We start from the raw sequence: 24,726 nt of genomic DNA, 5'->3' as shown, positions 1-24,726 counted from the left end.
GGAGGCCCCGCCAGCACCGTAACTATAGTACGCACCTCGACGCAAAAGGGTCGCAGCTCCTGTTGAGAATCGAGTTCCTCCGATGCAACCCCCAATTCTGGGGAAACTTTGCTTATTTTCCGGCTAAATTCGTACGGCTCTACCTAGCCGCCAGCGATTGCGGTCGCCCGAACCACCGAGCTGGACATTCCGCGCAGCGTCAAGATGTACGCCTTATGAGGGCATTCCGGACGCCGTGGTTCGGGCTTCTTCGCCTCGTTTCATCGGCTGCGATCCGCAGCGGACGTGAGCGAATTTCGCGGTTTTAACTGTCGGCTCGGTTATACGGACCCTGGCGCCAGCGGAATCTCGCCGGCTGTTGGCGATTTCACTCCCCAACCGCCAATCGAACCCTTAATTCCTGAACTAATCTTTTCTGACTCGTCGGCGCCCCGCGCTGAGCGGACCCGCCGGGCTTGCGCTCGCACTCCGCTTATTGGCGTGCATGAGCGCGTGATAAATCAAACGTCCCCATGACTGCTGCACTCTGATGTCGCTCCTGACGAAGCCTGAGAATTCGACGACCGCTACGACGCCGTTGCGGAAGCCCGATTCGCTGCGCATTCGCCAGTCTGACTCCGACGCTGCGCGCACCGTGCCGCTGATTGACGGCAAGACGACGATCGGCTCGAGCCCGCAATGCACGATCGTGTTGCCGGCGAGCGAATGCCGGCCGCTGCAGTGCGTTATCACGCGCGACGCCCATCGCGCCGAGGCGACCCGTTGGGGCGCGGGCGTGCAGCTGAATCGCCGCGACTTTACCAAGTCGATTGTCGGCGTGGGCGACAAACTTAGCATCGGTTGCTGTGAGTTGGAGTTCGCCGTCGCCGATCCGCTGGCGGCAGTTGCGAACACGCCGCAGACGTTGTCGCCGGTCACTGTCGCTCCACCTGCTCCGTTGCCACCAGCGGTTGAACCGCCAAAGGCTGAAGCGGTTGAGGCGAAGCCGCCGGAGTCCGTGATCGCGGCTTCCGCACCGCAACCCGCTCCTGCGGCGGAAGCACCGAAGCCGACCGTCGTGAAGCTACTGCCAGTCCCGACGCCCGTCGTCGCGCTGCCTGCAGTGGAACCGGTCGAGGCCAAGATTTCTACGGTTGAACCGCTCGCTCCCCAACCCGTCGCGGTTGAGCCATTCGTCGAAGCGCCCGCGGCTGTTCAGCCGTCCGCGCTACCGAAGGCGATCACCGTCCCGGTTGTTTCGTCCCCGACGCTGATTGCTCCGGTTGCTCCCGCGTGCTCGGCGGCGTCGGCGCCGCAAGCGTCTCCAGCGGCCGTGACGCCCGCTCTGCCGCACTTAGTTGCGGTTGCTTCCGCAGCGGCGACGGTCGCTGAGGAAGCTAAGCCTGAGGCAGACGCAGCCGGCAAGCTGAACTGCACCACAAGCCAACAATTCGCCGACGAACTGATCCTCCAGCTGTGGCAATCGAGCGACGCCGCTCGGCGACGTGCTCGGACGCTGATCGCCGCGGCGCGCGACGCGAGATTCCGCGCCGACGCGATGAACGACGATCTATCGGCGATGGAAGTCGAACTCGACTTGGCACGCGCTGCTTACGACTCGCACGCAGCGAATCACGAGAAGCTGCACCTCGAAATCATTGAACGCGACCGGCAAGCCGCCGAACGCTTGGCGCCGCTAGTCAACGAAGTCGAATCGCTCCGCTCGCAGCTGCAAGAATCGCAGATCGAATTGGCCGAGCAGGCCGCTCGTTGCGACGAATTGAGCGCCGCGCTCGACGTGCAGGCTGCCGACAAAGCCGCTGCAGACGCTCAACTAGCCGAGGCGCATCGCGCCAGCGAACTTGAACAAAGCCTCAACGTACAAATCGAACAAGCGACGCTGCTGGCTCGCGAACTGGGCGCCGTCCGTACGGAGCTCGACGCGGTTCGCACCCAGCTCGATCGCCAACTTGCTCGCCAGCAGGAAGTCGAGGCCGACTTCGCCGGCACGCGCCAGCAGTGCGAATCGCTTCAGCACGCTGCGAGCGAACTCGCCGAGTGCGAGGCGACGATCGGCAATCTTCGCGATGAAGTCGCCGGCCTCCACGCCGAACGTTCGGACCTGCACGGTAAGCTTGCCGACTCGGAGGGAGAACTCCACCGCCTCGCCGAAATGTACTTGGCGCACACGAGCCAGCCGCCGGCGCAGGAGGAAGCAGGCGACGTTGCGGAGCAGCACGCCGAAGTCGCGGAAGCGCCGGAAGTTGTTGCCGAAGCTCCAGAAGTCGCCGAAGCTGCCGACCACTTCGCCCTCGTTGAGCCTGTGCACGCGGACGAACCAACTCCGCAGGAAGCCGACGCGTCGGCGTCGTTCAGCGACGACCATGCGTTCGCCGCCGTCGAGCCAGTCGCGGACCACGTAGAAACCGCCGCTGAGCCAGAAGAGCATCACGGCTGGCCGCTTCCGGTAGCGCTGGAGGCCGAGCCTGTTGACGACGCTCACGCCGAGATTGAACCGACGCCGACCGATTTCGCGCCGCTATCGCCGTTCCCGCTCGTGGCGGAGCCGACGCCCACGCCGGCGCCCGTCGAGCATGAGTCGCACGAGTCCGCCGCATTCGCGCCGCCGCAAGAACTGAAGACTGTTCCCGTCGAGTCGGAGACGGCGACTTCGTCGTTCATCGACAAGTACCGCCATTTGCTCGACGACGAACCAGGCGAGCCGAGCGGGGCGACGCTGCAATCGCCTCTCGGCGCTGCACGTCCGATGCTTGACGACGAGTTTCTGTCGCCGGCGAAGGCGGCCGAACGGACGGCTCACGCCGACGATTCGGACGAAGCGCTCGAAGCGTACATGGCGAACATGATGGCCCGTATGCGGGGCGTCTCGGCGAGTTCGATGGTCGAGCCGGCCCCGTTGCAACCGGCCGTGGAGTTGCCCGTCGTTGAAGAAACTCCCTCGTACGATCCGAGCGTGCCGTTCGAAATCGAGTCGATGAAGCAAGGCCGCCGGGCGCCGATCTCAACCGACCTCGCCGCGTTGCGAGAGATTGCCAACTCGTCGGCCCGTTCCGCCATCGCGACGCATCGCAACAAGCGGAAGATGGAATCGGCTGCTGGCAAGGTCGTGATCGCGATCGCGGCGTTCGGGGCGTCAGGCTTCCTGATGTCGAGCGCGCCGACGCTTCTGAATTGGCAATTCCTTGCTGGCATCGCCGTGGCGATCATTGGTTTTGGCGCTGCAGCACTGGCCGTCCGCGGCCGCGCCGACGGCGATCACTTCGTGGACGCACTGCCGGCGTCGTTCACCGAAGACGAACGCGAGCACGGCGTCTAGAACCCGCGAGCCGCTTTGATGTCGTCGAAGTCACGCAGGTGGTAGTCGATGCCGACGAAGTCGAGCACCCGCTGCAGGGCCTTCAGCGCGATCGCCATCCCGTCGGGGCCGCTGAAACCGCCGTACTGACCGCCGCCCTTGAGGTGCGGCTCGAGATCGAGAATCACGCCCGGAATGCCGCGTTTGGTGAGCATTTTCTCAAGGGTAGGAATCTCACGGGCGAAATCAGTAAGAATCTGCACATGCCCCGAGTCGCCTTGATCGCATGGCACGAAATGGCTGAGGGCGTCTTCCTCGACGTGGCCGATCGGCTTGTCGACGCGCGGATCGAGATAATCCTTGATGTGCATCCAGCCGATGCTCGGCTTCATCACCTGGTACTGCTCGAAGGTCGCCATCGTGTCGTAGCCTTGGCAGACGATGTTGGCGCCGTCGAAGATCGTTACCAATGCCGGATGGTTCACGCGGCGGTGAAGTTCGGCGACGAGTTGGCCGTTCTGACCGACAAGATTCGCTTCGACTTCGAGCCCGAACGTGAGGTCGCTGCGATGGCAGGTTTCAGCGATTTGCGCGAGCTGCTCCGCCGCTTGCGGCACAAATTCCCACGGATCAGCGCCCTTGGGATGGTAGAACGAGAAGCCGCGGATCAGCTTCGTCTCGAAGGCGTGAGCGAGCTCGCACGCCTTCTTCACGTCGTCGAGATACTTCTTGAACGGGACGAAGCGATTCTTCGTGCCGTCTTCCTGGTCGAGCAGCTTCACCTTCCCGATCGGCGAGCCGATCGAGGCGACGTTCATGCCGTACTCGTCCTCGGTGTGGCGGAGCTTCGTGACCTCCGCCTTGGTCAGCTCCATGACATTTTTGATGCCATTGCCGACGTCGATGAACCGCAGGCTGTAGTACTGCAGGCCGAGCGCTGCGAAGGCCGCGAACTGCTCGACCGCCGTCTTGTTGTTGGCGGCCTCGTCGGCGAACCCAGAGAGAATCACGCGGGGCTTCGTAGACATCGTCTTCTCTCTTTTTCGTTTATTAGGACTGAACCGCCAAGGACGCCAAGAGCGCCAAGGGAAAAAGTTTCACCACGACGACACGGCGAGCACAACGTAGGAATTATTTGCTCCTCTTCGTCGTATCCGTCGTGCCGTTGTGGTTAAGTGATTTGTTTGACCGGTATTTCCTTGGCGCACTTGGCGTCCTTGGCGGTTCAAATCGAAATGTTTAAACCGCCGAGGCGTGCTGCACGATGATCTTCGACGAAATCCCGCCGCGGGGCGTGAACGCCGCTTCGATTTTCATCCAGCGCGGCTGCAGCACCGCGGTGAAATCATCCATCATCGCGTTGGTGACGTTCTCGTAGAAAATGCCCGCATTGCGATAGCTTTGCAGGTACATCTTCAGGCTTTTCAGCTCGACGCACTTCTTATCAGGCGTGTAAATGATCGTGATCGTCCCGTAGTCGGGCTGGCCCGTTTTTGGGCAAACCGACGTGAATTCCGGGGCGACGATCTCGATTTTGTAGTCGCGCTGCGGGTACTGGTTGTCAAAAACTTCTAGCAAACTGCGGGAATCTGGCATGCCTGGCGGCTCCTTTCGACGAAACGGCCATTGTGGCATGATGGAACGGCGGCGGAAAGTGGTACGGTTTGGGGCTCGTTTTTGACGATGGGCGTCTAAATCTAATTCGTCAGTTGTCAGTAGTCCGTGGTCAGTTGCGAAAACGGGGACGTCTGCTGTAGCGACAGCAGCAACTGACCACTGACGACGGACAACTGACTGAAATTCAACAAATTCCTGCCATGTCCAAATCTGCCGTCGTCCTGCTTTCAGGCGGTCTCGATTCCGCCACCACCGCCGCCGTCGCCCGCGCCGAAGGGTTCGCCATTCACGCCCTCAGCGTCGATTACGGCCAGCGGCATCGCTTTGAACTCGAGTCGGCGGCCCGCGTCGCGGCTGCGCTGGGAGCTGCGGAGCATCGCATCGTCGCGATCGATTTGGCCGGCTTCGGCGGAAGCGCGCTGACTGCGGACATCGACGTGCCGAAGGATCGCCCGGCCGACGAAATGTCCGCTGGCATTCCGATCACCTACGTCCCGGCCCGCAACACGGTGATGCTGTCGCTCGCTCTCGGTTACGCCGAAGTGATCGGCGCCGCCGACATTTTCATCGGCGTCAACGCGGTCGATTACAGCGGTTACCCTGATTGCCGGCCCGAGTTCGTCGCCGCGTTCGAGCAGGTGGCGAACCTGGCGACCAAAGCGGGCGTCGAAGGGACACTGAAGTTTCACATCCACACGCCCTTGATTCAGCTCACTAAGGCGGAAATCATTCGCCGCGGATTACAATTGGGAGTTGATTACGCCCTCACGCACACCTGCTACTCGCCGGATGCCAAGGGCGTGAGCTGCGGCCGCTGCGATGCTTGCCAGCTGCGAATTAAAGGTTTTGCCGAAGCAGGGCTGAGCGACCCTATCAAGTATCAGGCATCCTAGCTGCTAACGACATTCCTTCGTGCTGCCTTCGTCGTGTCCTTCGTGCCGTCGTGGTGAGTCCCCTCTGCGTTGAATGAGAATCGCTGAACTCTACAAATCGATTCAGGGCGAAGGGCTCCTCACCGGGATGCCGAGCGTCTTTATTCGCGCCAGCGGCTGCAATCTGCGCTGCTGGTTTTGCGATACACCGTACGCCTCATGGCAGCCGGAGGGGCAGGACTACGCGGTCGACGAGATCATTGCCGAGGTCGAGGAGTGGGACGTTAAGCATGTCGTCATCACCGGCGGCGAGCCGATGTTGTTCGCCGAGATGATTCCGCTCTGCCGCGAGCTGCGGCGTCGTGGGCGGCACATCACGATCGAGACGGCCGGCACGCTCTACCTCGGCGTCGCTTGCGATTTGATGTCGATCTCGCCGAAGCTTTCGACCAGCGGACCCGACCCCGAACGCCACGCCCATTGGGCCCGCCGGCACGAACGGCAGCGCTACCAGCGCGAAGTCCTCATGCGGCTGATGGCCGAGTACGAGTACCAGCTGAAGTTCGTCGTCGACCGCGTCGACGACGTCGCGGAAGTCGATGCGATGATCGCCGAACTGCCGGGCGTCACGGCCGATCGCGTGCTGCTGATGCCGCAGGGGCGGACGATGGAGGAGATGGCGTCGCGTTCGCTGTGGCTGGCGGAACTCTGCCACGAGCGGGGCTGGCAGCTCTGTCCGCGGCGGCAATTGGAATGGTTCGGCCCGGTCCGCGGCACCTGATACAATCATCTTCTGTTTGCGACGCCCGCCCCAGTCGATCAGAAGGTCCAGCATGCCAAGAAGCTCTCGTCTCGCTAACCGCGCACACGCTTGGGCATCGTCCTATTTAAGCATGGTGCAGTGTCGACGTGGTATCGCAGCGATTGCGATTTTGGTAGTCAGCTCGCAACCAGCGGCCGCTTGGTGGGGGCAAGTTCATTCTCATATCACAGCTGGGGCCATCTCCCATCTGCCTCAACCGCTGCGCGGGTTCTTCGAAGAGCATAGCGACTACTTGAGCAGCCAGGCTGGCCTTGAGCCGCCCGGTTCGCACTACATCGACATCGACAACTATCCGTCGTTCTTAGCCGGAACCTTCCCTCGCAATTACGACGATTTGGTCGCCCTGCATGGCGAGCAGTATGTGCGATCGCAAGGAACGGCGCCTTGGACTTTCGCCGGTCAAGTCGAATCGCTCGCCGACTCGATGGCCGCCGCCGTCGACATTGATGATTGGGAAGAACTGCTGAATGCCGCAGCCGCGCAGGCGCACTACATTGAGGATTTGCACAATCCGCTTCATCTGACGCGGAATTACGACGGACAATACACCGGCAATTTCGGCATCCACGCTCGCTACGAAGGCGAGATGATCTTACGCCACTTCGATCAAGTGACGTACTCGCCGGCGAATGCAGAGTACCTTACCTCGCCGCTCGACTTTGTCTTCGACGGCATCGACGAGCATTACCCGTATGTTGCGGATATTTTGGCGGCCGATGATCGCTATAAGGGACGACCGACCACGGAATATTATGCGGGCATGTGGGCTGATACAGGCGAGTTTACGCTTGAGTTGCTGCAGAAAGCTTCTGAAGCCGTCGCTGCGTCGTGGTACACCGCGTGGGTCGACGCCGGCTCGCCGATGACGTTTTTGCCCGCCGTCGAGGGGGACTTCAACGGCGATCGCTACGTCGACGGCGCCGACTTTTTGGCCTGGCAACGCGATCCGAATGTCGGCGAACTGACTGTTTGGAAAGCCAACTTTGGCAACGGTTCAAGCCCGCCCGCCGCAACGAACGTACCCGAACCTAGCGGGCTGGCGCTGGTTGCGGTGAGCGGGCTGTTGATGTTGGCTCGCAGAACCCGGTAGCGGCTGAAAGCTCCGCGGTTCACGCGATGCCGGTCTCGCCAGCGGCTGGCTTTTCTTCTTCAACCGGTTTGGGCTCGGGCTTCGGAACTGGTTGCGGCGCCGGCGGATGGCTCTTCGGGGCGAAGACGAGCACCATCGCGGCGCCGGCGATTACCAGCATCAGGCCGGCGAGGAACATCGGACCGATGTTGCCCCACAGGCCGTTCACTTTCGTCATGATCAGCGTCGAGACGACCGGCGCCCCGCCGAAAATGAGCGGCATCACGAACACTGGTTTGCCGCCGAAGTTGAATGCCATGATGATGCCGAGGGCGCCGAACGCCCCCGCGGCGCCGGCCAGCAAACTCCACATCGTGCCAGAAAAAGTGTATTGGCTGGCCTCGGGGCTAACCACGAGAAACAAGTTCGGCACGATCACCGCGATGATGAAGTAAGCCATGCCAACGCAAATGAACGGCCGCAAGCGGCTATGCATCATCGCCGCTTGCCCTTTGTGGAGCGTCGGGCCGTAGGCGCCCCAACAGACGATCGCGGTGGCGATCGACGCCAACAGCAGGGCGTAGCTGGTGCTGCGACTGCCGAGCGACGGTTTCGCAGCAGGGGCGGCCGTCTCGGCGGCCGCTGCGGCTGGTGCATCCGCGACGGCGGCGGCAGGCTTCGGCTTCGTGGGAGCGGTGGTCATCACCACGACGGCGCCCATGATCACCATCACGAGTCCGGCCAGAAAGAAGGGGCCGATCTCGCGGATTTTGCCCGCAAGGTAGATCGTCATGAACGAGTTCACCACCGGCGCCCCGCCGAAGACGAGCGGCATCACGAAGACCGGATCGCCGCCAAAGGTGAGGGCGAGGATGATCCCCAGTGCTCCGCCGGCGCCGAGGGCCCCGGCGACGAGACTCATCACAATGCCGCTCACGGTCCAGGCGCCTTTCTCGCCCTTCATCGCGAGGATCGCCATCGGTACGAGCACGCCTATGAGGAAGTAGGCGAGTCCCACGCAGACGAACGGCCGCATCCGCGCCAAACCGGCGCCGGTCGACATGTCGTGCACGCCGATATGCAGCACCGGTCCGTACATGCCCCAGCACAGAATTGTGAGGAGGAACGACGCGACGACTAGCAGCATGCTGCGCATGAGGTGGGCTCCGAGTGAGGGGCGATGCGGCGGGCGCAACAATGAAAACTGTAAACTCGGGGTCGTCACGCCGCTAGGGCAGGCGGTATGGCCTGACGTCGAATCACAGCGTTTGATGGGGCAAACAGTTGTGGGAGGCGTCTCCGACGCCGATTTCGTTCACCACCGCCAGCCCGCGCGGCACGCCACGTTGCTTCGGGGTCGGAGACCCCTCCCACAGACTTCTTTGAGTTCGTTTCAATCCCCGCGCAACGCCGGCAGCAACGGCGCCCGCAGCATGGCCCGCGAGGCGAGCCAGCCGGCGAGCGTCCCGACGCCGGTGATAATCGCGAGCAGCGTCGCCAGCGTCAGCCAGGGCGTGCCCGCTTGCCCCGCGAGGGCGTGGGGCAGCACCGCGGTGAGGGCGGCGAAGCTGCCGATCGTCAAGCCGCCGACTAGCAGCACCAGATTTTCCGTGAGGACCATCGTTGCCAATCGGCGGCGGCGGAAACCGGTCGCCTGCAGTAGGGCGAGTTCGCCGCGACGTTCAACAATGCTGCGGAGTTGCACCACCGACAGGCCGACCACGCCGAGTAGCAAGCCGAGGGCGCCGAGGCTTTGGAATGTCGATAAATAGGTGTTTTGCACGGCGAGCAATTCGGCGAGCCGTTGCCGGGCGTCGACGGCGTCGAAGCCGTAGTCTTCGAGCTGCGTTTCGAGGAGTGCGGCGAGTTCTGCGGTCGGCGGCGAGTTCGCGCCGCGGCGGATGAGGAAAAACCGCCGGCCGGAGGTTTCGGGGAAGAGTTTCACGAAGTTTTCTTCGCCGATGAGGACGTCGCCTTGCAGGACGCTATTAGCGAGCAGGCCGACAATTTCGAGTGCGGCGGGCTGATTGGCGTCGTCGCGGATTTCCAGTCGTTCGCCGAGGCCGTAGAGTTGCAAGCTGTAAAACGCGGTGTTGCGATCGAGGACCATTGGGACAATGGGCTGGCCATCGGCGTCGTTGCCGAGGGTGTCGGAGAGAAGAGACCACGCACCCAACCTCTCCCCCGAGGGGAGAGGTTGGGTGAGGGGTGTTTCGTTGGAGCGGGTGGCCTCGTTTGGGGTGGATGCGTTGGGAATCCCTCCCCTAGCCCCTCCCTGCAAGGGAGGGGGACTGAGAGCTGCCGCCCAATCGAAATCGCTAGTCGTAGCTAACTCTGGGGGAACGCCCAGGATCCGCGGCTGCGTCGGTTTGTAGAGATTCAGGCAACTCGCATCCTGCCCGTCGCGGACGCGGAAGCTGATGATCGTCGCATCTTTTAGCTTCGCTTCGTCGTCGGCAGAGAAGCCAAGCTCGCGCCGTCCAGACTCGCTCCCAAGATCGAACAGCACCGGCAAATCGGCGGTCGCCAGCAGATCAAAACCGCCGACGCCCCGTTCGGTTGGCGCCAAGCGAAATGCGCTCATCGCGACGATGAGAAAGCTGGCCGTGGCGGCGAGCCCGAGGGCGAGCATCGTGCGACTCGGATTCCGCCGGGCGTTGCGAGCGGCCAAGCCGCCGAGGTTTAGCGACGTTGGCCGACCGACCACCGGCCGCCGCAGCCTGCCGCGGATGCCGGCGAGGATGCCGATCAGCACGAGCGTTCCGCTACCAAAAAAGGCGCCTCCTTGGGCTTCCCCCTCCAGCTTCGAGGCTGCGGCGGCGAGTCCCAGCGCGGCGGCGATGACGCCGATGGGGAGCCAGGTTCCGGCCCAACGGCTGGCGCCCTTTGTCGGTAGCGCCGGTTCAGCATCGCCGGCCAAGAGTTGCCGGGCGGGGAGTTTGGCGAATCGCCGCAGCGACCAGGCGATCGTCGCCAGCGCGACCAGCACGCCGACGGCGAACCCGATGACGAGGCTGCGCGGCGTGACGTGCAACCGCAAGAATGGTTCGGCCGTCGCGGCGACCCACCAGGTGTTGAGCCCATGGACCATCAGCCGTGCGTAACCGACGCCGAGCGCAACGCCGACGAGGGCGCCGACGGCTGCGACAATCGCCGCCTCGGCGAGCAGCAGTCGCCGAAGCTTTTTGAGGGACGTGCCGAGGGCTTCGAGCAGGCCGACTTCGCGGGCCCGTTGCTCGACGCCGAGGCGGAAGAGAAGGGCGGTCAGCATCACCGCCGACGCCATCAGGAAGAAGCTGAAGCCGAGGAATAGCCCGTCAAAAGGCGTCGTGCCGCTGGAGGCGGCGAGGGCGTTTTGCCGCACGGCAACGAGTGACATGCCGAGCTTTCTGGGGTTGAGGCTCTGCTCGAGCGCCGACGTGACCGACTCAACCGTCGCACCATCGCCCAGTCGCAAACGCAGCACGCTATCGGTCCCCCAGCGTGTGCTCCAAAGTTTGGCCGCCAATGCGTGCGAAACAAACGCCTTCGGCGTCGTGCGGTAGTCATCCCAGTATTTTTCGTCCTCGTCGCGAACCGTTTCGACGAGATCGAACGGCAGCTCCCAGTCGTTAATCGACGCCTGATCGGTGACGCCAGGGAGTTCCGGAGCAAAGTCGGGATCGGCAGCAGCCGTTGGTTTGCCGTCGGCGTTGGCCAGCGGCAAGATCGCCCGCACTTTCAGTGTCAGCGGAGCGTGCTCGCGCAGTTCGCCATGCGTCGTTTCGGGATCGTACCAAGTGAACGTCACCTCGTCGCCGACGGCGACGTCGAGTTGGTTCGCAGTCCAATCGTTGATCGCGACTTCGTTATCGGCGAGTTCGATTGGTTGGCCTTGTTCGTCCATGACGGGGCCGAGTGCGGCGGTGGAATCGACGCCGGCAATCGTCGAGTAAGGGACGCGGCGGTCGCCGGCCGACATGCGATTGGCGAGGTAGGTGACGACCGGCTGCAGGCCGCGCTCGCCGTCAAGTTGTTTGGCGATCGCGACCAATTCTGGCGGCAGCACTAATCGGTCGGCGGCGATTTGTAGGTAACGGGGCTCGCCGGCGATGGCGACCTCTTTTACGGTGACTCCGAAGTCGGCGAGCGTTGGGTGGAGGTTCTCGAACGGGAGGTCGCCGGTGATGGCTAGGCCGTTCGCTTGATCGGGCAGATCAAGCAAGCTCTGTATCGTCGCCAGCGGCACGAAGGCGTTGCGCGGCGCCGTTTGGTTCGGGCGCATTGAGAACCGCGCAAGCGACGCCTGATCGTCGGCGTCGAGAATCGCCGACACGGTGAGCCGGCGGGTGGCGGCCGTTTCTTCTTTCTCGCCGAGCGTGCTGTCGGCGGGAATGCTCTTCATGATTGGAATCCGCAGCAGCACCGCATCGCCGACGGCGACGCCGAGTTCCTGCGCGACGGTGGCGGTAAGCGCAATCTGGTTGCCGCGCTCGACGGGCGGCTGCATCGGCGGCTCGGCGAGCTGCCAGAACTCGGGCGTCACGCCGAGGATTTGCAGCTGAGCGGCACGGTGCGACTGGCCCTTTTTGTCGCGGAAGAGCGCCGAGCCTTGCGTCAGCAACAGCGGAGCGGCTTTAACATCGGCGTTATCGGCCAGCAGGCCTTCTTCGCGGAACGGGTGCTCGGCGATGAGGACCGAGTCAATCCGCCCCAGGCTGCCGAGGGCCAGGTCGCGGAGGCTGCCGCGCATCGAATCGCCGACCAAAAGCGCGCCGGTGATGACGGCCGTCGTCACCGCGACGCCGGCAGCGACGGCGAGGTGGACGCGGCGGTATTGCCGTAAGCTCGCGCGGATGTAGGTCCAGGAATTCACGCGGGCAGGTCTCGGTGGGGGCGGGGACTGAATCGCCGCAGTATACCAGTCGCCGGCAACGAAAACGCCCCTCGACGGATTGGGCCGTCGAGGGGCGTCGTTACAAACTCAACAACAAGCGACTTGCCCGCAGGCGGGTCGCTTACTTGCCGCAGCTGTCGCCGCAGTTGCAATCTTCGCAACCGCAAGCGTCGCATTGGCAATCGGTGCACTTGCCGTCGGCGCAACCGCATTCTTCGCACTTGCAGTTATCGCCGCAGCAGCACGCCGCGGTCTTCGCTTCCTCGGCGGCGTTGACTCCGGCGGTCAGGCCGAGAGCACTGGTGGCAAGGGCGGCGACGGCGGCGAACATGAACTTCGACATGATAAATATCTCCAATGTGATGCGAGGCGCGCAGCCTCGCGTTTGATACGAAAACTTGAAACGTACAAACGAACGGAATCAAAAATGGCGCGACCGCTCACGACGCGAAGCGTTGAGGGGCCGTGGTGCCGTTAATTCCGCCACACGGAGAGTAAGGCGTGGAGCCTGACGCCGGGCACGCCGCCCGACGAAGCGAGATCAAATGCATTGTGCCAAGCCGAGCCGTTCAGGCCGGCATGGGCGACAATCGCGCTGGAGGCTAGATCTGCGAGCGGTTGCTGGCTGTCGTCGGCTTGAACCGTCGTCGTCGACGACGCTGGCAGCGGCGAATTGTCGGCGGAGACGCAGCAATCGCAATCGTCACAGTTGGCGCCTGTTTCACCGAGGCTACAGCACGTAGCGGCGGCAGCATCGTCCTTCGACTCAGTCGAACAGCAACTGCTGCAGCAACTGGTTTCGAGCTCAACCGCTTCCTCGGCAAACGACTGCGGAACGCTGAATCCGCAGGTGCAGGCCGAAAGCATCGGCTGGACGCCGCCCATGACCACAATGGCCAGCAGGGCAACGCAGCGAAGCATCAGGCGGTGGAGGGCGGAACGACGCATGGGACGAGACGCAACAAAACGGCGGGTGGAGACTGCTCCTGTATTGGCTGTACGGATCTAGCTTAGGAAAGGTTCGCTCGGCAAGGCAAGGGAATCTTATGGCGGCAGCATTTAAAAGCCACCGGCTCTGCCGGTGGACGTATCTTGCAGGCGGCTACGATCTCATGGGCGGCTACGATGTACGGTTGTTCGTCCACCGGCGGAGCCGGTGGCTTCTAAGCGTTGGCTTTGTCGGAAATATCCTTCCGCCCCCAGGCCCCTTCCCAACGGATGCACTTCACCGCGGTGTAGGCCGCCAACTTCGCTTGGGCGATCGTGTCGCCCAAGCCGGTGACGCCGAGTACGCGGCCGCCAGTGGTGACGATCTGATCGCCCTTCATCGCCGTGCCGGCGTGGAAGACCTTTACGTCGGGAACCTTCGCGGCGTCTTGGAGCCCGCGGATTGGCCGGCCTGTCTGGTACTTGCCAGGGTAGCCTTCGCTCGCCATGACGACGCAAACCGAAGGGCGATCGTCCCACACCAGTGGTGCGATCTCGTCGAGTTTGCCGTCGACGGTCGCTTCGAGCACGTCGACCAAGTCGCTCTTCAGCCGCATCAGAATCGGCTGGCACTCGGGATCGCCGAAGCGGACGTTGTATTCGAGCACCTTGAGGCCATGCTTCGTGACCATGATTCCCGCGTACAAAATGCCGCGGAATGGCCGCCGCGAGCGCTTCATCTGGTGAATCGTCGGAACGAGGATCCGTTCCTCGATCTGCTGCAGCATCGCCGGAGTGACGAGCGGGGCAGGGGAGTAGGCGCCCATGCCGCCGGTGTTGGGCCCTTGGTCGCCGTCGTACGCCGCCTTGTGATCTTGCGCGGCGGGAAGCGTGATGATGTTGCGGCCGTCGGTGACGGCCAGAACGCTCGCCTCTTGACCGACGAGCCGTTCCTCCACGACGAGTTGGCTGCCTGCGGCGCCGAACTCGCGATCGCCGGCGATTCGCTGCACCGCTTCGAGCGCCTCGGCCTTAGTATCGCAGACGATGACGCCTTTGCCGGCGGCGAGCCCGTCGGCCTTGATGACCATCGGCTGGTCTTCGCGCTCGACGAGGTAGGCAGTGGCGCTGGCGGCGTCGCGGAAGGTGCGGAAGTCGGCCGTGGGGACGTCGGCGTGGCGGAGCAGGTTCTTGCAGAAGACCTTGCTCGCTTCGAGCTCCGCCGCTTGCTTGCTGGGGCCGAACGCTTTGATGCCTGCGTCGCCGAGCGCATCGACGATGCCGACGGCGAGCGACGATTCAGGGCCGATCACCGCGAGATCGATTTGGTTGTCCTTGGCGAACTTCACCAGCGCCGGGACGTCGGTATCGCTGATGGCGACGTTCTCGGCGTCCATGGCGGTGCCGGCGTTGCCGGGAGCCACGAAGACGCGCTTCACGCGCGGGCTTTGCTTGATTTTCCAGGCGAGGGCATGTTCACGCCCGCCGCCGCCAACGACCAACACTTTCATCGAACCAACTCCTGCGCCGCCTGCGGTTCAGGCGAGTCACTCAATTCATTTTAAACCGCCAAGGACGCCAAGGACGCCAAGGGAAGGCAGGAAGCATGCACTGCCGATGGACGCTGGTGCGACGCTAACCAAAGAAAGGAATTCGTACCTTTCAATTAATTAACGCTGCTCAGGGTTTATCGGCCGTGGAGAAATTCCCTCGCGCCTGCTTGGTGCTCCTCGCGGTTTGTCTTTAGTTATCTGCGTTCAGCAAATTTCGAACAGACGATTCTAGGCGGGGCGAGGGAGTCGAGATAGGCGCTGTATGAGGCGGTTGCTCGCAGTTTGATGGGCGCCGTTGGCGCAATCGGTCGCGGCAGCGCTGTTTTGAGTCGTTCCGCGCAGAAAGTTCTCGATAAAGTTGTTGCGCGCCCATGGCATCGCGCGGCGGCGTTGGTAGAATCCGGACCGACTCGCATGATGCAGCGCTCTTCGATTTGGATGCGCACCGCCTCAAGGGAGTTGACATAAGTCGAGCGCAGGGGTTACCTTAGGTCCCGGTTACATTGTGAAAATGATCACAATGTGGTGGAACCAGTTTCGGCGGTGCCTTTTCCGCTTTCCCATCGCAGCGGGCGAAGATCGATGGGAGCGGCTTTTTGAAGGTCGGCGGCGGCGGACGATCTGCCGTAGCGCGACAGCGGTGGTCTAGGCAGCGCCTCATCGAAAGCGCCACCCATGGCTGACAAGAAGAAATTGACGGTCGCCGAGATGCTCGCGGCCGCTCGAGCTGTCGATGGCGGCGCGGCAAAGCCGGCCGATGCCCCGCCGTCTGCGGAGGCTCCGCCAGCCGCAGCCACTTCGCCTACAGAATCAGCGGCGGCCCCCGCGTCGCCCGCGGCGCCGATCAAACCAGCCGTCGGCCCCGGCGGCGCGCGTCCGAGCGTGGCCGACATGCTCGCCGCGGCTCGCGCTAACAAAGGGGGCGCTGCCCCGGCGCCCGCTGAACCCGCGGCCGCTGCTCCCAAACCCAAACCTGTGGCAGCCGCTGCCAAGCCGGCTGAGCCGGCCGCTCCGGCGGAACCTCGCGACACGGCCAGTATCCTCGGCGCCGCCCGCAAGGGCGAGAAGGCCGGCCCGATCAGCAAGGCCGAGGCCGCCGCGAAGGCGCCTGCCCCCGCGCCGCCCAAGCCGACGATTGTCGTGCCGCCGATGCCGGTGAAGCCCGACTACGCGAAGCCGAAGGTCGCCGTCGCTGCCAAGGCGATCGACGACGAAGCCGATCGCCGCGATTTCGTCGGCATCATGCTCGCCGTCGGTTTCTGGATGGTCGGCATTATCGGCGGCCTCTGGACGCTGCTGACGGTGAAGTTCATGTTCCCGAACGTCCTGCGGGAACCGCCGAGCAAGTTTAAAGTCGGCTTCCCCGACGCCTTCCCGAGCGGGCAGGTGCAGGAGAAGTTCAAGGCCCAGTTTGGCATCTGGGTCGTCAACGCCGAATACAACGGCCAGCAACAGATCGTCGCCCTCAAGTCGGTCTGCACTCATCTGGGCTGCACGCCCAACTGGCTCGAAGCGGAGCAGAAGTTTAAATGCCCCTGCCACGGCAGCGGTTTTTATAAGGATGGAATCAACTTCGAAGGCCCGGCGCCGCGACCGCTCGAACGCTACGCGATTCGCTTGGCCGACGACGGACAGATCGAAGTCGACAAGAGCCGTACCTTCCAGGAAGAAATGGGCGCCTGGACCGATCCGGGGTCGTTTATTCCGGTGTAGTGGAGCGAAGAAGCGGTCAGCATTCAGCGATCAGTCAGAAAAGGGAGGATAGATTTCCCCGTTGTTCTTCTGGCTGAACGCTGACAGCTGATTGCTGACCGCTCTCCCCCAAAACATTTGAGTTCGAATTAAGTAACACTTCGCGACGAGCGCAATAGCATGCCCGGTCTCGGCGACACAATCCGCGAATCGCAAATTTGGAAAAGCATCTTCCGGCACCCGATGCCGGTCGATCGCCGCAATCGCATTGTGGTGATGCTGACCAACTTCTTCTTGCACCTTCACCCGGTGTCGATCAAGAAGCAGGGGATCGCGCTTAGCTACACCTGGTGCATGGGTGGCGTCACTTTCTTCCTGTTCCTCGTGGAAACGGTGACCGGCGTCCTCTTGATGTTCTACTATCGCCCCACGGTCGAGTGGGCGTATACCGACATCCAGGCGCTGCGGGACGTCACTTCACTCGGTCTTTTACGGGAAATCCATCGCTGGGGCGCCCACGCGATGGTGATCACCGTTTGGCTTCACATGTATCGCGTCTTCCTCACCGGCAGCTACAAGCCGCCGCGGGAATTCAATTGGGTGATCGGCGTCATTCTGCTGCTGCTCACGCTGCTCCTGTCGTTCACCGGCTACTTGCTGCCGTGGGATCAGTTGGCCGTGTGGGCGATCACCGTCGGTTCGAACATGGCCCGCGCGACGCCGGTCCTCGGCCATGAAGGTCCGTTGCAGCAACTCCTCTCGGTGGGAGGGGTCGACATGATTACCAACGCCTCCGACGCCCGCTTCGCGCTCCTCGGCGCCCGCGAAGTCGGCGAAGAGACGCTCAACCGGTTCTACATTTTGCACTGCATCGCGATCCCGCTCGGCGTGGCATTGCTACTGGCGATCCACTTCTGGCGGGTGCGTAAAGACGGCGGCATTAGCGGACCTTTATAGGGTTCAGGTGTTAGGGTTCGGGGTTCAGGAAGTACGAAAGGCAAGAAGAGGAAAGGCTAGGAGCGAAGGGAAGCATTGGGGAAGGATCGTGGACGGCGGCGAGTTGTTTTGCCGGAGGACGATCGATGCCCGAGTACTTGCGAATCGAAGATTTGCTCGTTTACCAGAAGCTTTGCGACCTGCATTTGGACGTTTGCGAATTAACCAGAACTTGGCCTGCGGAAGAACGCTTTGAACTCGCGTCGCAAGTGCGGCGGTCGTCGAATAGCGCCCCAGCCCAACTCGCGGAAAAACACAGCGATCGGCACCTGAAGAACAAGATCGAAGGTACGAATCGAGCACGCGGAGAAGCGGCTGAGACGATACATCACCTGTTCATGGCGAAGCGAAAGAAGTATTTGACAGAAGAAGCGTTCGAAGTTTTTCGGAGTAGGTACCACGAGTGCATCAGGATGCTGAACGGCCTGGAGCGAAAACTGGAGATGCAACTACCCCCAGAAGCTCGCCGGTTCACGCCTGCTCCCTCGTCTTCATCCTGAACCCCGAACCCTGAACCCTGACCACTCCCGTCCATGACTCACGGACTCACAGACGCGCAGTTCCTGAATATGGTCGCCTCCTTCTTGGGGCCATATTACCTCGTGCTTGCGCTGATGAACGGCGTCGCCGCCTTGTACCTGTGGCAATCGGGGACGGCGAAGACGTGGTACAATATTCGTGCCGGCGAGCAGACGTTTCCGTTCACCAGTGCGATCGTCTGGCTGTTGCTTGGTTTCATTTTTGTGATCCTCGCTCCTCTGGCCTGGAGCGGCCACGGCGCCTGGATGCCTTCGTTGCCGGAGTCGGTTCGCGAGGCGATCAACCGCAGCACTGGCCCGGTCGTTTACAGCGTCGGCACCGTGGTGCTGCTCAGCATCTTGTTCTTTTGCCGGCGGTTCTTCGTCCAGCCGACGGTCGCCTGGATTGTCTGGAACCTGATGCTGCTGCTCCTCGGGCTGTCGATGCCCGACCGCGACTTTTACGAAATCATCGCGAAGCCCGACAACGTGCCGATCGTGATGCTCGTGTTGTTGTTGGCCTATTTCACTTGGCTGGCGACCTACCGGGCGGTGATCAACGACGATCGCATCGCTCGCGGCGAGGCTCCGCTTGAGGCGCTCGACAACGAGAAAGTGCTCGTTTGGCCCGACCTCGTGTACACCGAACTAATCTGCATGATCGGCCTGACGGCCTTCCTCATCTTCTGGGCGATCGCGCTCCCCGCGCCGCTCGAAGAGCCGGCCAGCAGCGTGAAGACGCCGAATCCGTCGAAGGCCCCGTGGTACTTCCTCGGCTTGCAGGAAATGCTCGTCTACTTCGATCCCTGGATGGCGGGCGTCGTGCTGCCGAGCATGATCGTCGTCGGCCTGATGGCGATCCCGTATATCGACTTCAACAAGGCGGGCAACGGCTACTACACGATCAACCAACGGAAGTTCGCCTACGTGATCTTCCAGTTCGGGTTCCTGGTGATGTGGGTCACGCTGATCGTGCTCGGCACGTTGCTACGTGGCCCCAACTGGAACTTCTTCGGGCCGTACGAATTCTGGGATTCGCACAAGGTCGAGGCGCTGAACAACGTCAACCTGTCCCAGATTTTCTGGGAGCAGTGGCTCGATCGCCCGCTGCCAGCCAAGCCAGAAATGGCCTTCGTTCCTGCATACCTACCATCGTGGCTGCATTGGCTTCAGCCTGTGGGCCAGTTTTTCGGGGTCGTCTTTGGCCGTGAAATTCTTGGCACGCTGTTGGTGCTTTTCTACTTCATCGCCCTGCCGCCAATCATGGCGCTCACTGTGTTCCGTAAGTATTACCAACGGATGGGCCTCATCCGCTTTATGTTGATGGCGAACCTGATGCTCTTCATGGCGTCGCTCCCGATCAAGATGGTCCTGCGTTGGGTCTTTAACTTGAAATACATCATTGCGATTCCGGAGTACTTCCTGAATTTTTAGCACGCAGCGGTCAGCAGTCAGCGATCAGCGGTCAGCCACAGGAAATGGCATGTCGGCTGATTCGACTTCTGGCTGACCGCTGAAAGCTGATAGCTGAAAGCTTTCTTCCTATGCCCGCGACGGAACAAACTTGGCGCAATCAACGGACGATGCACGTCATCTTTGGCGCGAGCGCCATCGTGATGGCCATCGCCACGGTGATGCTGATGGCCCGCGATCACAATCGCGAGTGGAAGGATTGGACGCTCAAAGACCGGAAGAAAGACGCTTGGATGATCGAGTCGCGCCGCGACGCGATCGCCGAGCAGTACGCCAAGGAGATGAACGCGTACGAGGACGAACTGCGGAACTACGACAGCCAGCCGATTCCGCGGAATTTTATCGATCAGTTCGAATCGCTCGTCGACGAAGAAGACCAACGCCTCAAGACCAACCCGGCCGCAAGCGAAAAGAAGCCGGCTTCGAACGATTCCGTGAACGCCGCTCCCCGGGCGGAGATCACGCTAGTCGCCTTCCAAGAGGAAGCAGCCGCGAAAGCCGAGCCGCAGTTCGACGGCCTTGAAAAAGCTTACGCAGACCTCGTCGCAACCGCGCCCGGCGTCGCCGACGCTCAGGCGAAACTCGTGAAGGCGAAGGCCGATCTCGACGCGGTGAAGAAGCAAGCGGCTGAACGGGCCGCCGCTCCGGCGGCGAAGCCCGAGGAAGCCGAAGCCGCCGCGCAGGCTGCCGCCGAACTCACTGACAAGGAGCAAACGCTCACCGCTGAGATCAAAGCCGCGCAGGCGGAATTGTGGGCCGCGCAAGACAAAGCGGTCGTCGCCCGCGGCAAGGTCTTGGGTCAGTTCAACGATTTTATCCGCGCCGCCCGCTTCCGCGAAAACACGCTCGTCGCCCGCAAGAAGTCGCTCAACGGCGAGCGGACCGCCAAGGTGAGCGAGCTCGGTATCAAGATCGGCCACAGCAGCGATGAACAGGCGATTGCGGATCTGCAGGCCAAGGTTGACGATCTTGACGCTCGCATCGCCGAGCTGACGGCCGGCATCGCCGCCGCCAAAGAGTATCGGATGAGCCTCGAGCAAGTCGTCTCCGAGGTCGGCGCCGAGAAGGTCGTCGCGGCGAAAGAGCTCGACGCGATGAAGACCGAGCTTTCGCGCCTCGACGAGCAGGTGGCGCTCAACACGTCGAACGCCGGCGAATGGTTCACTCGGCTGCCGATTCTCAACGCGCTCTACAGCGGCAACGTGAAGATCGAGCAGAATTGGCTTCCCGATCTGACGATCAACTACAACTTCTCGCAAGTCGCGCGGTTTGATCGCTGCATCACCTGCCACCGCGGCATCGCGAAGACGGCGCCCGGCACGGCCAGCGACCCGATGTACCCGACGCTGCCTGAAGAGCTGCGTAACCTCACGGTGCAGATGATGACGCCGGAGACTCAGCCTCTCGCAGGGACGACGCTGCTCGAAGCCTACGGCATGCAGCTATCGCCGACCGGCATCATCAACGACGGCGACGTCACGGTTCATTTCGTCATGCCGGAATCAGCCGCCGCGAAGGCGGGGATCGAGTCGGGCGACGTGCTTGAGTCGATCGCCAACTCGCGGGTCTACAGCCCGGCCGAGGCCGACGAACGGCTGCTGACGATGGTCGATTGGAACAAGCCGGTGACGATCGCGATACGGCGCGGGTTGAACCACCCGTTCACCAGCCATCCGCGGCTCGACCTGTTCCTCACCGACACCAGCCCGCATCCGCTGAAAGACGTTGGCTGCACCGTCTGCCACGACGGCCAAGGAAGTGGTACGTCGTTCCCCTGGACCTCGCACACTCCGAACGATGCTAAGGAGCAGAATCGCTGGGCCCAGGAGTACGGTTGGTTCGACAATCATCACTGGATCTTCCCGATGAAGCCGGCCCGCTTCGTCGAGAGCAACTGCCTGAAGTGCCATCACGACAAAGGCTCGCTGGAGCCGAGCCAAGAGTTCCCCGAACCGCCGGCGCCGAAGCTCGTCGAAGGTTGGTCGCTGGTCGAGGAATTCGGCTGCTTCGGCTGCCACGAAGTGAACGGCTGGGACAGCCCGACCGCGAGCGTCGGTCCCGACGTGCGGTTGGAGCCGAACTACGCCGAAGTCGCCGCCGCGGTTCTGCGGAGCAAGAATCTCTCGGATGGTCAGCGCGAGCTGGCCCAACAGCTGCGATTCCAACCGAGCAACAACGAAATTCGTTTGCAGCTGCTCAGTTCGATCGCCGCGAAGCCGACGCCGCCGGGCGAAGACGCGGAAGGGGCGGACGAGCAGACCCCCGAACAGCAGCAGGCCAGCGCTGATCTGCAGCGACTTTCCACGTTGCTGAAAGACGTCGAGATCCCCGGCGAGTACCGCAAGGTCGGGCCGAGCCTCCGCTACATCAAGTCGAAGGTTGACTACGACTGGCTCTACAGCTGGGTCCGCAAGCCGGCCGACTTCCGTCCATCGACGAAGATGCCGCAGTTCTTCGGGCTGTACGAGCATCTGAGCGAAGTGAGCGACGCTGCTCAGTTGGCCGACAGCGAGCGTTTCGAAGCGATCGAAATCCGCGCGATCACCGAGTACCTGCTGAACGCGAGCGACGAGTTCCAATACCTTTCGCCCCCTGAGGGAATCACCGAAGAACCGTCCGCCGAGCGCGGCAAGTGGGTCTTCGAATCGCGCGGCTGCCTGGCGTGCCACTCGCATGACGAATTCCCCGGCATTGCTTCGACGCAAGGGCCGAACTTGTCGCGGCTCGGCGCCAAGCTAAACACCGAGAAGGGCCGCCGCTGGCTGTACTCGTGGGTGAAGGAGCCGAACCGCTACCACGCCCGCACAGTGATGCCGCAGCTTTACCTCGACAAGATCGTCGAGAAGAACGCCCAGAATCAGCCGACCGGCGTCGTCAGCGACCCCGCCGCCGACGTGACCGCGTTCTTGCTGAGCGTACCGACCGATTGGCAGCCGCACGACGTTCCCGCCGCTGGCCAGTGGACGGACGAAGAAAAGAACGACCTTGTCGACCTCGCGCAGCTGTGGCTTACCAGCGATGCGATTCCGAAGGCCCGCGCTCGCAAGTATCTCGAAGGCGAAGGGTTTGCCGAATCGCAACGGGCCAAGCTGAAGACCAACGAACGACTGCTGATCGGCTTGAACGACCAGAACCGCACGGAGCGGCAGCTGGAGTTCGTCGCCCGTAGCACGATCGGCAAGTACGGTTGCTTCGGCTGCCACGACATCCCCGGCTTCGAAGACGCGAAGCCGATCGGTACCGCGCTCGCCGACTGGGGCCGCAAGGAAACGTCGAAGCTGGCGTTCGAGAACATTCACAAGTTCCTCGAAACACACGGCATCAATCCGCAGAACCCGACGCACGACGCCCAAGCGATTGTCGATGCCGAAGCCTCGCAGCGGACGGCGACGATGCCGGAAGGCGCCGCCGGTCACGACGCCGAGCATGCGGCCGAAGGCGATGCGGCCGAAGGCGATGCGGCCCACGCCGCCAGCCACGGTCACCTCGATCCGGCGACCTTCAGCGCCGACGACGGATATTTCGTTCAGTCGCTCAATAGCCACGGCCGCGACGGCTTCATTTGGCAGAAGCTCCGCTACCCCCGCAGCTACGACTACAAGACGACGCGGAACAAGAACTTCAACGAACGGCTGCGCATGCCAAAGTTCCCGTTCAACGACCAGCAACGGGAAGCGATCATCATGTTTGTGCTCGGCCTCGTGAAGGAGCCGCCGGCGACGAAGTTCTTGTTCAATCCCAACGACCGCCAGCGGGCGATCGTCTACGGCCGCCAAGTGCTCGAACGCTTCAACTGCGGCGGTTGCCATACGCTCAAGATGGAGCAGTGGGTCTTCAACTACGGCAGCGACACGTTCGAGGACGCGTCGGAAGTGGTCGACTTCCCCTTCCTTGATCCGAAGTTCAGCCAGCAGCAAGTTGCCGCATCATTGGCGAAGGATTTCCGCGGCCTGATGCACGCCAACATCGCCGGCCAGCCCGTCTTCGACGAGGAAACGGGCGAGCCGACGTGGGTCGACGAAGATCGCCAACCGATCACTGCCGAGGAAGTCCTTGAAGCGGAACGCGAAGATGGCGAGACGATCCCCGTCTTCTACCGCTTTGGGCTGTGGGCGAATGAGCTGATCAACGGCCAACCGCGGCTCCGCGGCATCGACGAACTGCTGATTCCCGCCGATCGCGCGAAGTACGGTCCGGCTAACGGCAACGCCTACCCGGCCTGGGGCGGCGACTTAGCTCGCTACCTTTTCCCGAAGGTGATTGAGCGAGCCAAAGAAACCAACCCGCAAGTCAACGGCCGCGAGGCCTGGGGTTGGCTGCCGCCGCCGCTGATGGACGAAGGGAAGAAGGTGCAGACCGATTGGTTGCACGGCTTCTTGATGGACCCGTCGGCGATTCGTCCCGCCGTCGTGATGCGGATGCCGAACTTCCACATGTCGAGCGAGGAAGCGGAGAAGCTGGTGAACTACTTCGCCGCGATGAGCGACGCGAAGTACCCCTACGAGTACAAACAGCAACAGCGGGCCAGTTACCTGACAAACCTCAACGCCGCCGGAGGCGACCCGCTCGGCGAGGCGATGACGATCGTCACCAACGGCAACTACTGCGTGAAGTGCCACGCCGTGGCCGACTTCGCTCCGCAGGGCGATCCGAACACGTTTGGGCCGAACCTAGCGGATGCGCAACGCCGCTTGCGACCGGAGTTTACGCGCAATTGGATCGCGAATCCGGCCCGAATTCTGCCATATACGGGCATGCCGGTGAATATCCCGTATCGGCCAGACGACCCCCACCTGGGGGGAGTGGCTCAAGACCTGTATCATGGAACCAGTATCCAGCAGCTCAACGGATTGGTTGATTTGCTGATGAATTTTGACGCCTACGCCCGCCGCAACACCTCGGTCAGCTCGCTCGTGGAGCAGGCCGTCGCTGCCCAAGCGGCGAGCGGGGCGAACTCGCCCCCGGCCAACGGCGGTACCGCGGCCGACGCGTCGGGCGAATCCACGCCATAAGGG

Annotated in this window: 16 protein-coding genes; 9 read left to right on the top strand and 7 right to left on the bottom strand. The window is 62.5% G+C overall.

Features of this window, described 5'->3' with window-relative positions:
• Nucleotides 1–529: 529 nt before the first annotated feature.
• A complete protein-coding gene (locus PLANPX_RS20400) occupies nucleotides 530–3,316 on the top strand; it encodes an FHA domain-containing protein (protein ID WP_152100511.1) in 2,787 nt (928 codons plus the stop codon).
• On the opposite strand, the gene PLANPX_RS20395 is transcribed toward PLANPX_RS20400, so the two are convergent.
• Entirely contained in the window at nucleotides 3,313–4,323 is a 1,011-nt protein-coding gene (locus PLANPX_RS20395; protein WP_152100510.1) for a sugar phosphate isomerase/epimerase family protein, read from the bottom strand. The genes PLANPX_RS20400 and PLANPX_RS20395 overlap by 4 nt on opposite strands.
• 211 nt (nucleotides 4,324–4,534) lie before the next feature.
• The gene (queF, locus tag PLANPX_RS20390; RefSeq protein ID WP_152100509.1) at nucleotides 4,535–4,891 is read right to left on the bottom strand and encodes a preQ(1) synthase; all 357 of its coding nucleotides are present in this window, start codon (nucleotides 4,889–4,891) and stop codon (nucleotides 4,535–4,537) included.
• 221 nt (nucleotides 4,892–5,112) lie between these two features.
• Between queF and queC the strand changes: the two genes are divergently transcribed.
• The 3 genes from queC (at nucleotide 5,113) to PLANPX_RS20375 (ending at nucleotide 7,697) form a co-directional block, all read left to right on the top strand.
• Complete coding sequence (gene queC, locus PLANPX_RS20385; protein WP_152100508.1) at nucleotides 5,113–5,805, top strand: 7-cyano-7-deazaguanine synthase QueC; 693 nt, start codon at nucleotides 5,113–5,115, stop codon at nucleotides 5,803–5,805.
• 73 nt (nucleotides 5,806–5,878) lie between these two features.
• Nucleotides 5,879–6,565, top strand: coding sequence for a 7-carboxy-7-deazaguanine synthase QueE (locus PLANPX_RS20380; RefSeq protein WP_152100507.1), 687 nt, complete (start codon nucleotides 5,879–5,881; stop codon nucleotides 6,563–6,565).
• A gap of 274 nt (nucleotides 6,566–6,839) precedes the next feature.
• Nucleotides 6,840–7,697 carry a hypothetical protein gene (locus PLANPX_RS20375; RefSeq protein ID WP_152100506.1) on the top strand — a complete coding sequence of 286 codons (858 nt, stop codon included), beginning with the start codon at nucleotides 6,840–6,842 and terminating at the stop codon, nucleotides 7,695–7,697.
• A gap of 19 nt (nucleotides 7,698–7,716) precedes the next feature.
• Here the strand turns inward: PLANPX_RS20375 and PLANPX_RS20370 are convergent, their stop codons facing one another.
• The 5 genes from PLANPX_RS20370 to purD form a co-directional block, all read right to left on the bottom strand.
• Entirely contained in the window at nucleotides 7,717–8,832 is a 1,116-nt protein-coding gene (locus PLANPX_RS20370) for a hypothetical protein (protein WP_152100505.1), read from the bottom strand.
• Between the two features lie 237 nt (nucleotides 8,833–9,069).
• Nucleotides 9,070–12,531, bottom strand: a complete 3,462-nt coding sequence (locus PLANPX_RS20365) for an FtsX-like permease family protein (RefSeq protein WP_152100504.1) — start codon at nucleotides 12,529–12,531, stop codon at nucleotides 9,070–9,072.
• A 142-nt stretch (nucleotides 12,532–12,673) separates the two neighbouring features.
• Nucleotides 12,674–12,895: a hypothetical protein gene (locus PLANPX_RS20360; protein ID WP_152100503.1), complete on the bottom strand. Its 222-nt coding sequence runs from the start codon at nucleotides 12,893–12,895 to the stop codon at nucleotides 12,674–12,676.
• A 131-nt stretch (nucleotides 12,896–13,026) separates the two neighbouring features.
• Nucleotides 13,027–13,500, bottom strand: coding sequence for a hypothetical protein (locus tag PLANPX_RS20355; protein ID WP_152100502.1), 474 nt, complete (start codon nucleotides 13,498–13,500; stop codon nucleotides 13,027–13,029).
• A 215-nt stretch (nucleotides 13,501–13,715) separates the two neighbouring features.
• Nucleotides 13,716–14,990 (bottom strand): phosphoribosylamine--glycine ligase, encoded by a 1,275-nt coding sequence (gene purD / locus PLANPX_RS20350; RefSeq protein ID WP_152100501.1) that lies wholly within the window; start codon nucleotides 14,988–14,990, stop codon nucleotides 13,716–13,718.
• A gap of 717 nt (nucleotides 14,991–15,707) precedes the next feature.
• Here purD and PLANPX_RS27820 point away from each other — a divergent pair.
• From PLANPX_RS27820 to PLANPX_RS20325, 5 genes are all read left to right on the top strand, one after another.
• The gene (locus tag PLANPX_RS27820; protein ID WP_198421776.1) at nucleotides 15,708–16,745 is read left to right on the top strand and encodes a ubiquinol-cytochrome c reductase iron-sulfur subunit; all 1,038 of its coding nucleotides are present in this window, start codon (nucleotides 15,708–15,710) and stop codon (nucleotides 16,743–16,745) included.
• Between the two features lie 159 nt (nucleotides 16,746–16,904).
• On the top strand, nucleotides 16,905–17,681 hold the full coding sequence (locus PLANPX_RS20340) for a cytochrome b N-terminal domain-containing protein (RefSeq protein ID WP_152100500.1): 777 nt from the start codon (nucleotides 16,905–16,907) through the stop codon (nucleotides 17,679–17,681).
• Nucleotides 17,682–17,806: 125 nt separating this feature from the next.
• Complete coding sequence (locus PLANPX_RS28520; protein ID WP_152100499.1) at nucleotides 17,807–18,220, top strand: four helix bundle protein; 414 nt, start codon at nucleotides 17,807–17,809, stop codon at nucleotides 18,218–18,220.
• A gap of 33 nt (nucleotides 18,221–18,253) precedes the next feature.
• Complete coding sequence (locus tag PLANPX_RS20330) at nucleotides 18,254–19,672, top strand: hypothetical protein (protein WP_152100498.1); 1,419 nt, start codon at nucleotides 18,254–18,256, stop codon at nucleotides 19,670–19,672.
• A gap of 110 nt (nucleotides 19,673–19,782) precedes the next feature.
• Complete coding sequence (locus PLANPX_RS20325) at nucleotides 19,783–24,723, top strand: c-type cytochrome (protein ID WP_152100497.1); 4,941 nt, start codon at nucleotides 19,783–19,785, stop codon at nucleotides 24,721–24,723.
• Nucleotides 24,724–24,726: the final 3 nt, after the last annotated feature.

The organism is Lacipirellula parvula (assembly GCF_009177095.1).
Classification (GTDB): domain Bacteria; phylum Planctomycetota; class Planctomycetia; order Pirellulales; family Lacipirellulaceae; genus Lacipirellula; species Lacipirellula parvula.
The sequence above is the reverse complement of the archived record's forward strand: the minus strand, read 5'-3'. Positions and strand labels throughout refer to the sequence as shown.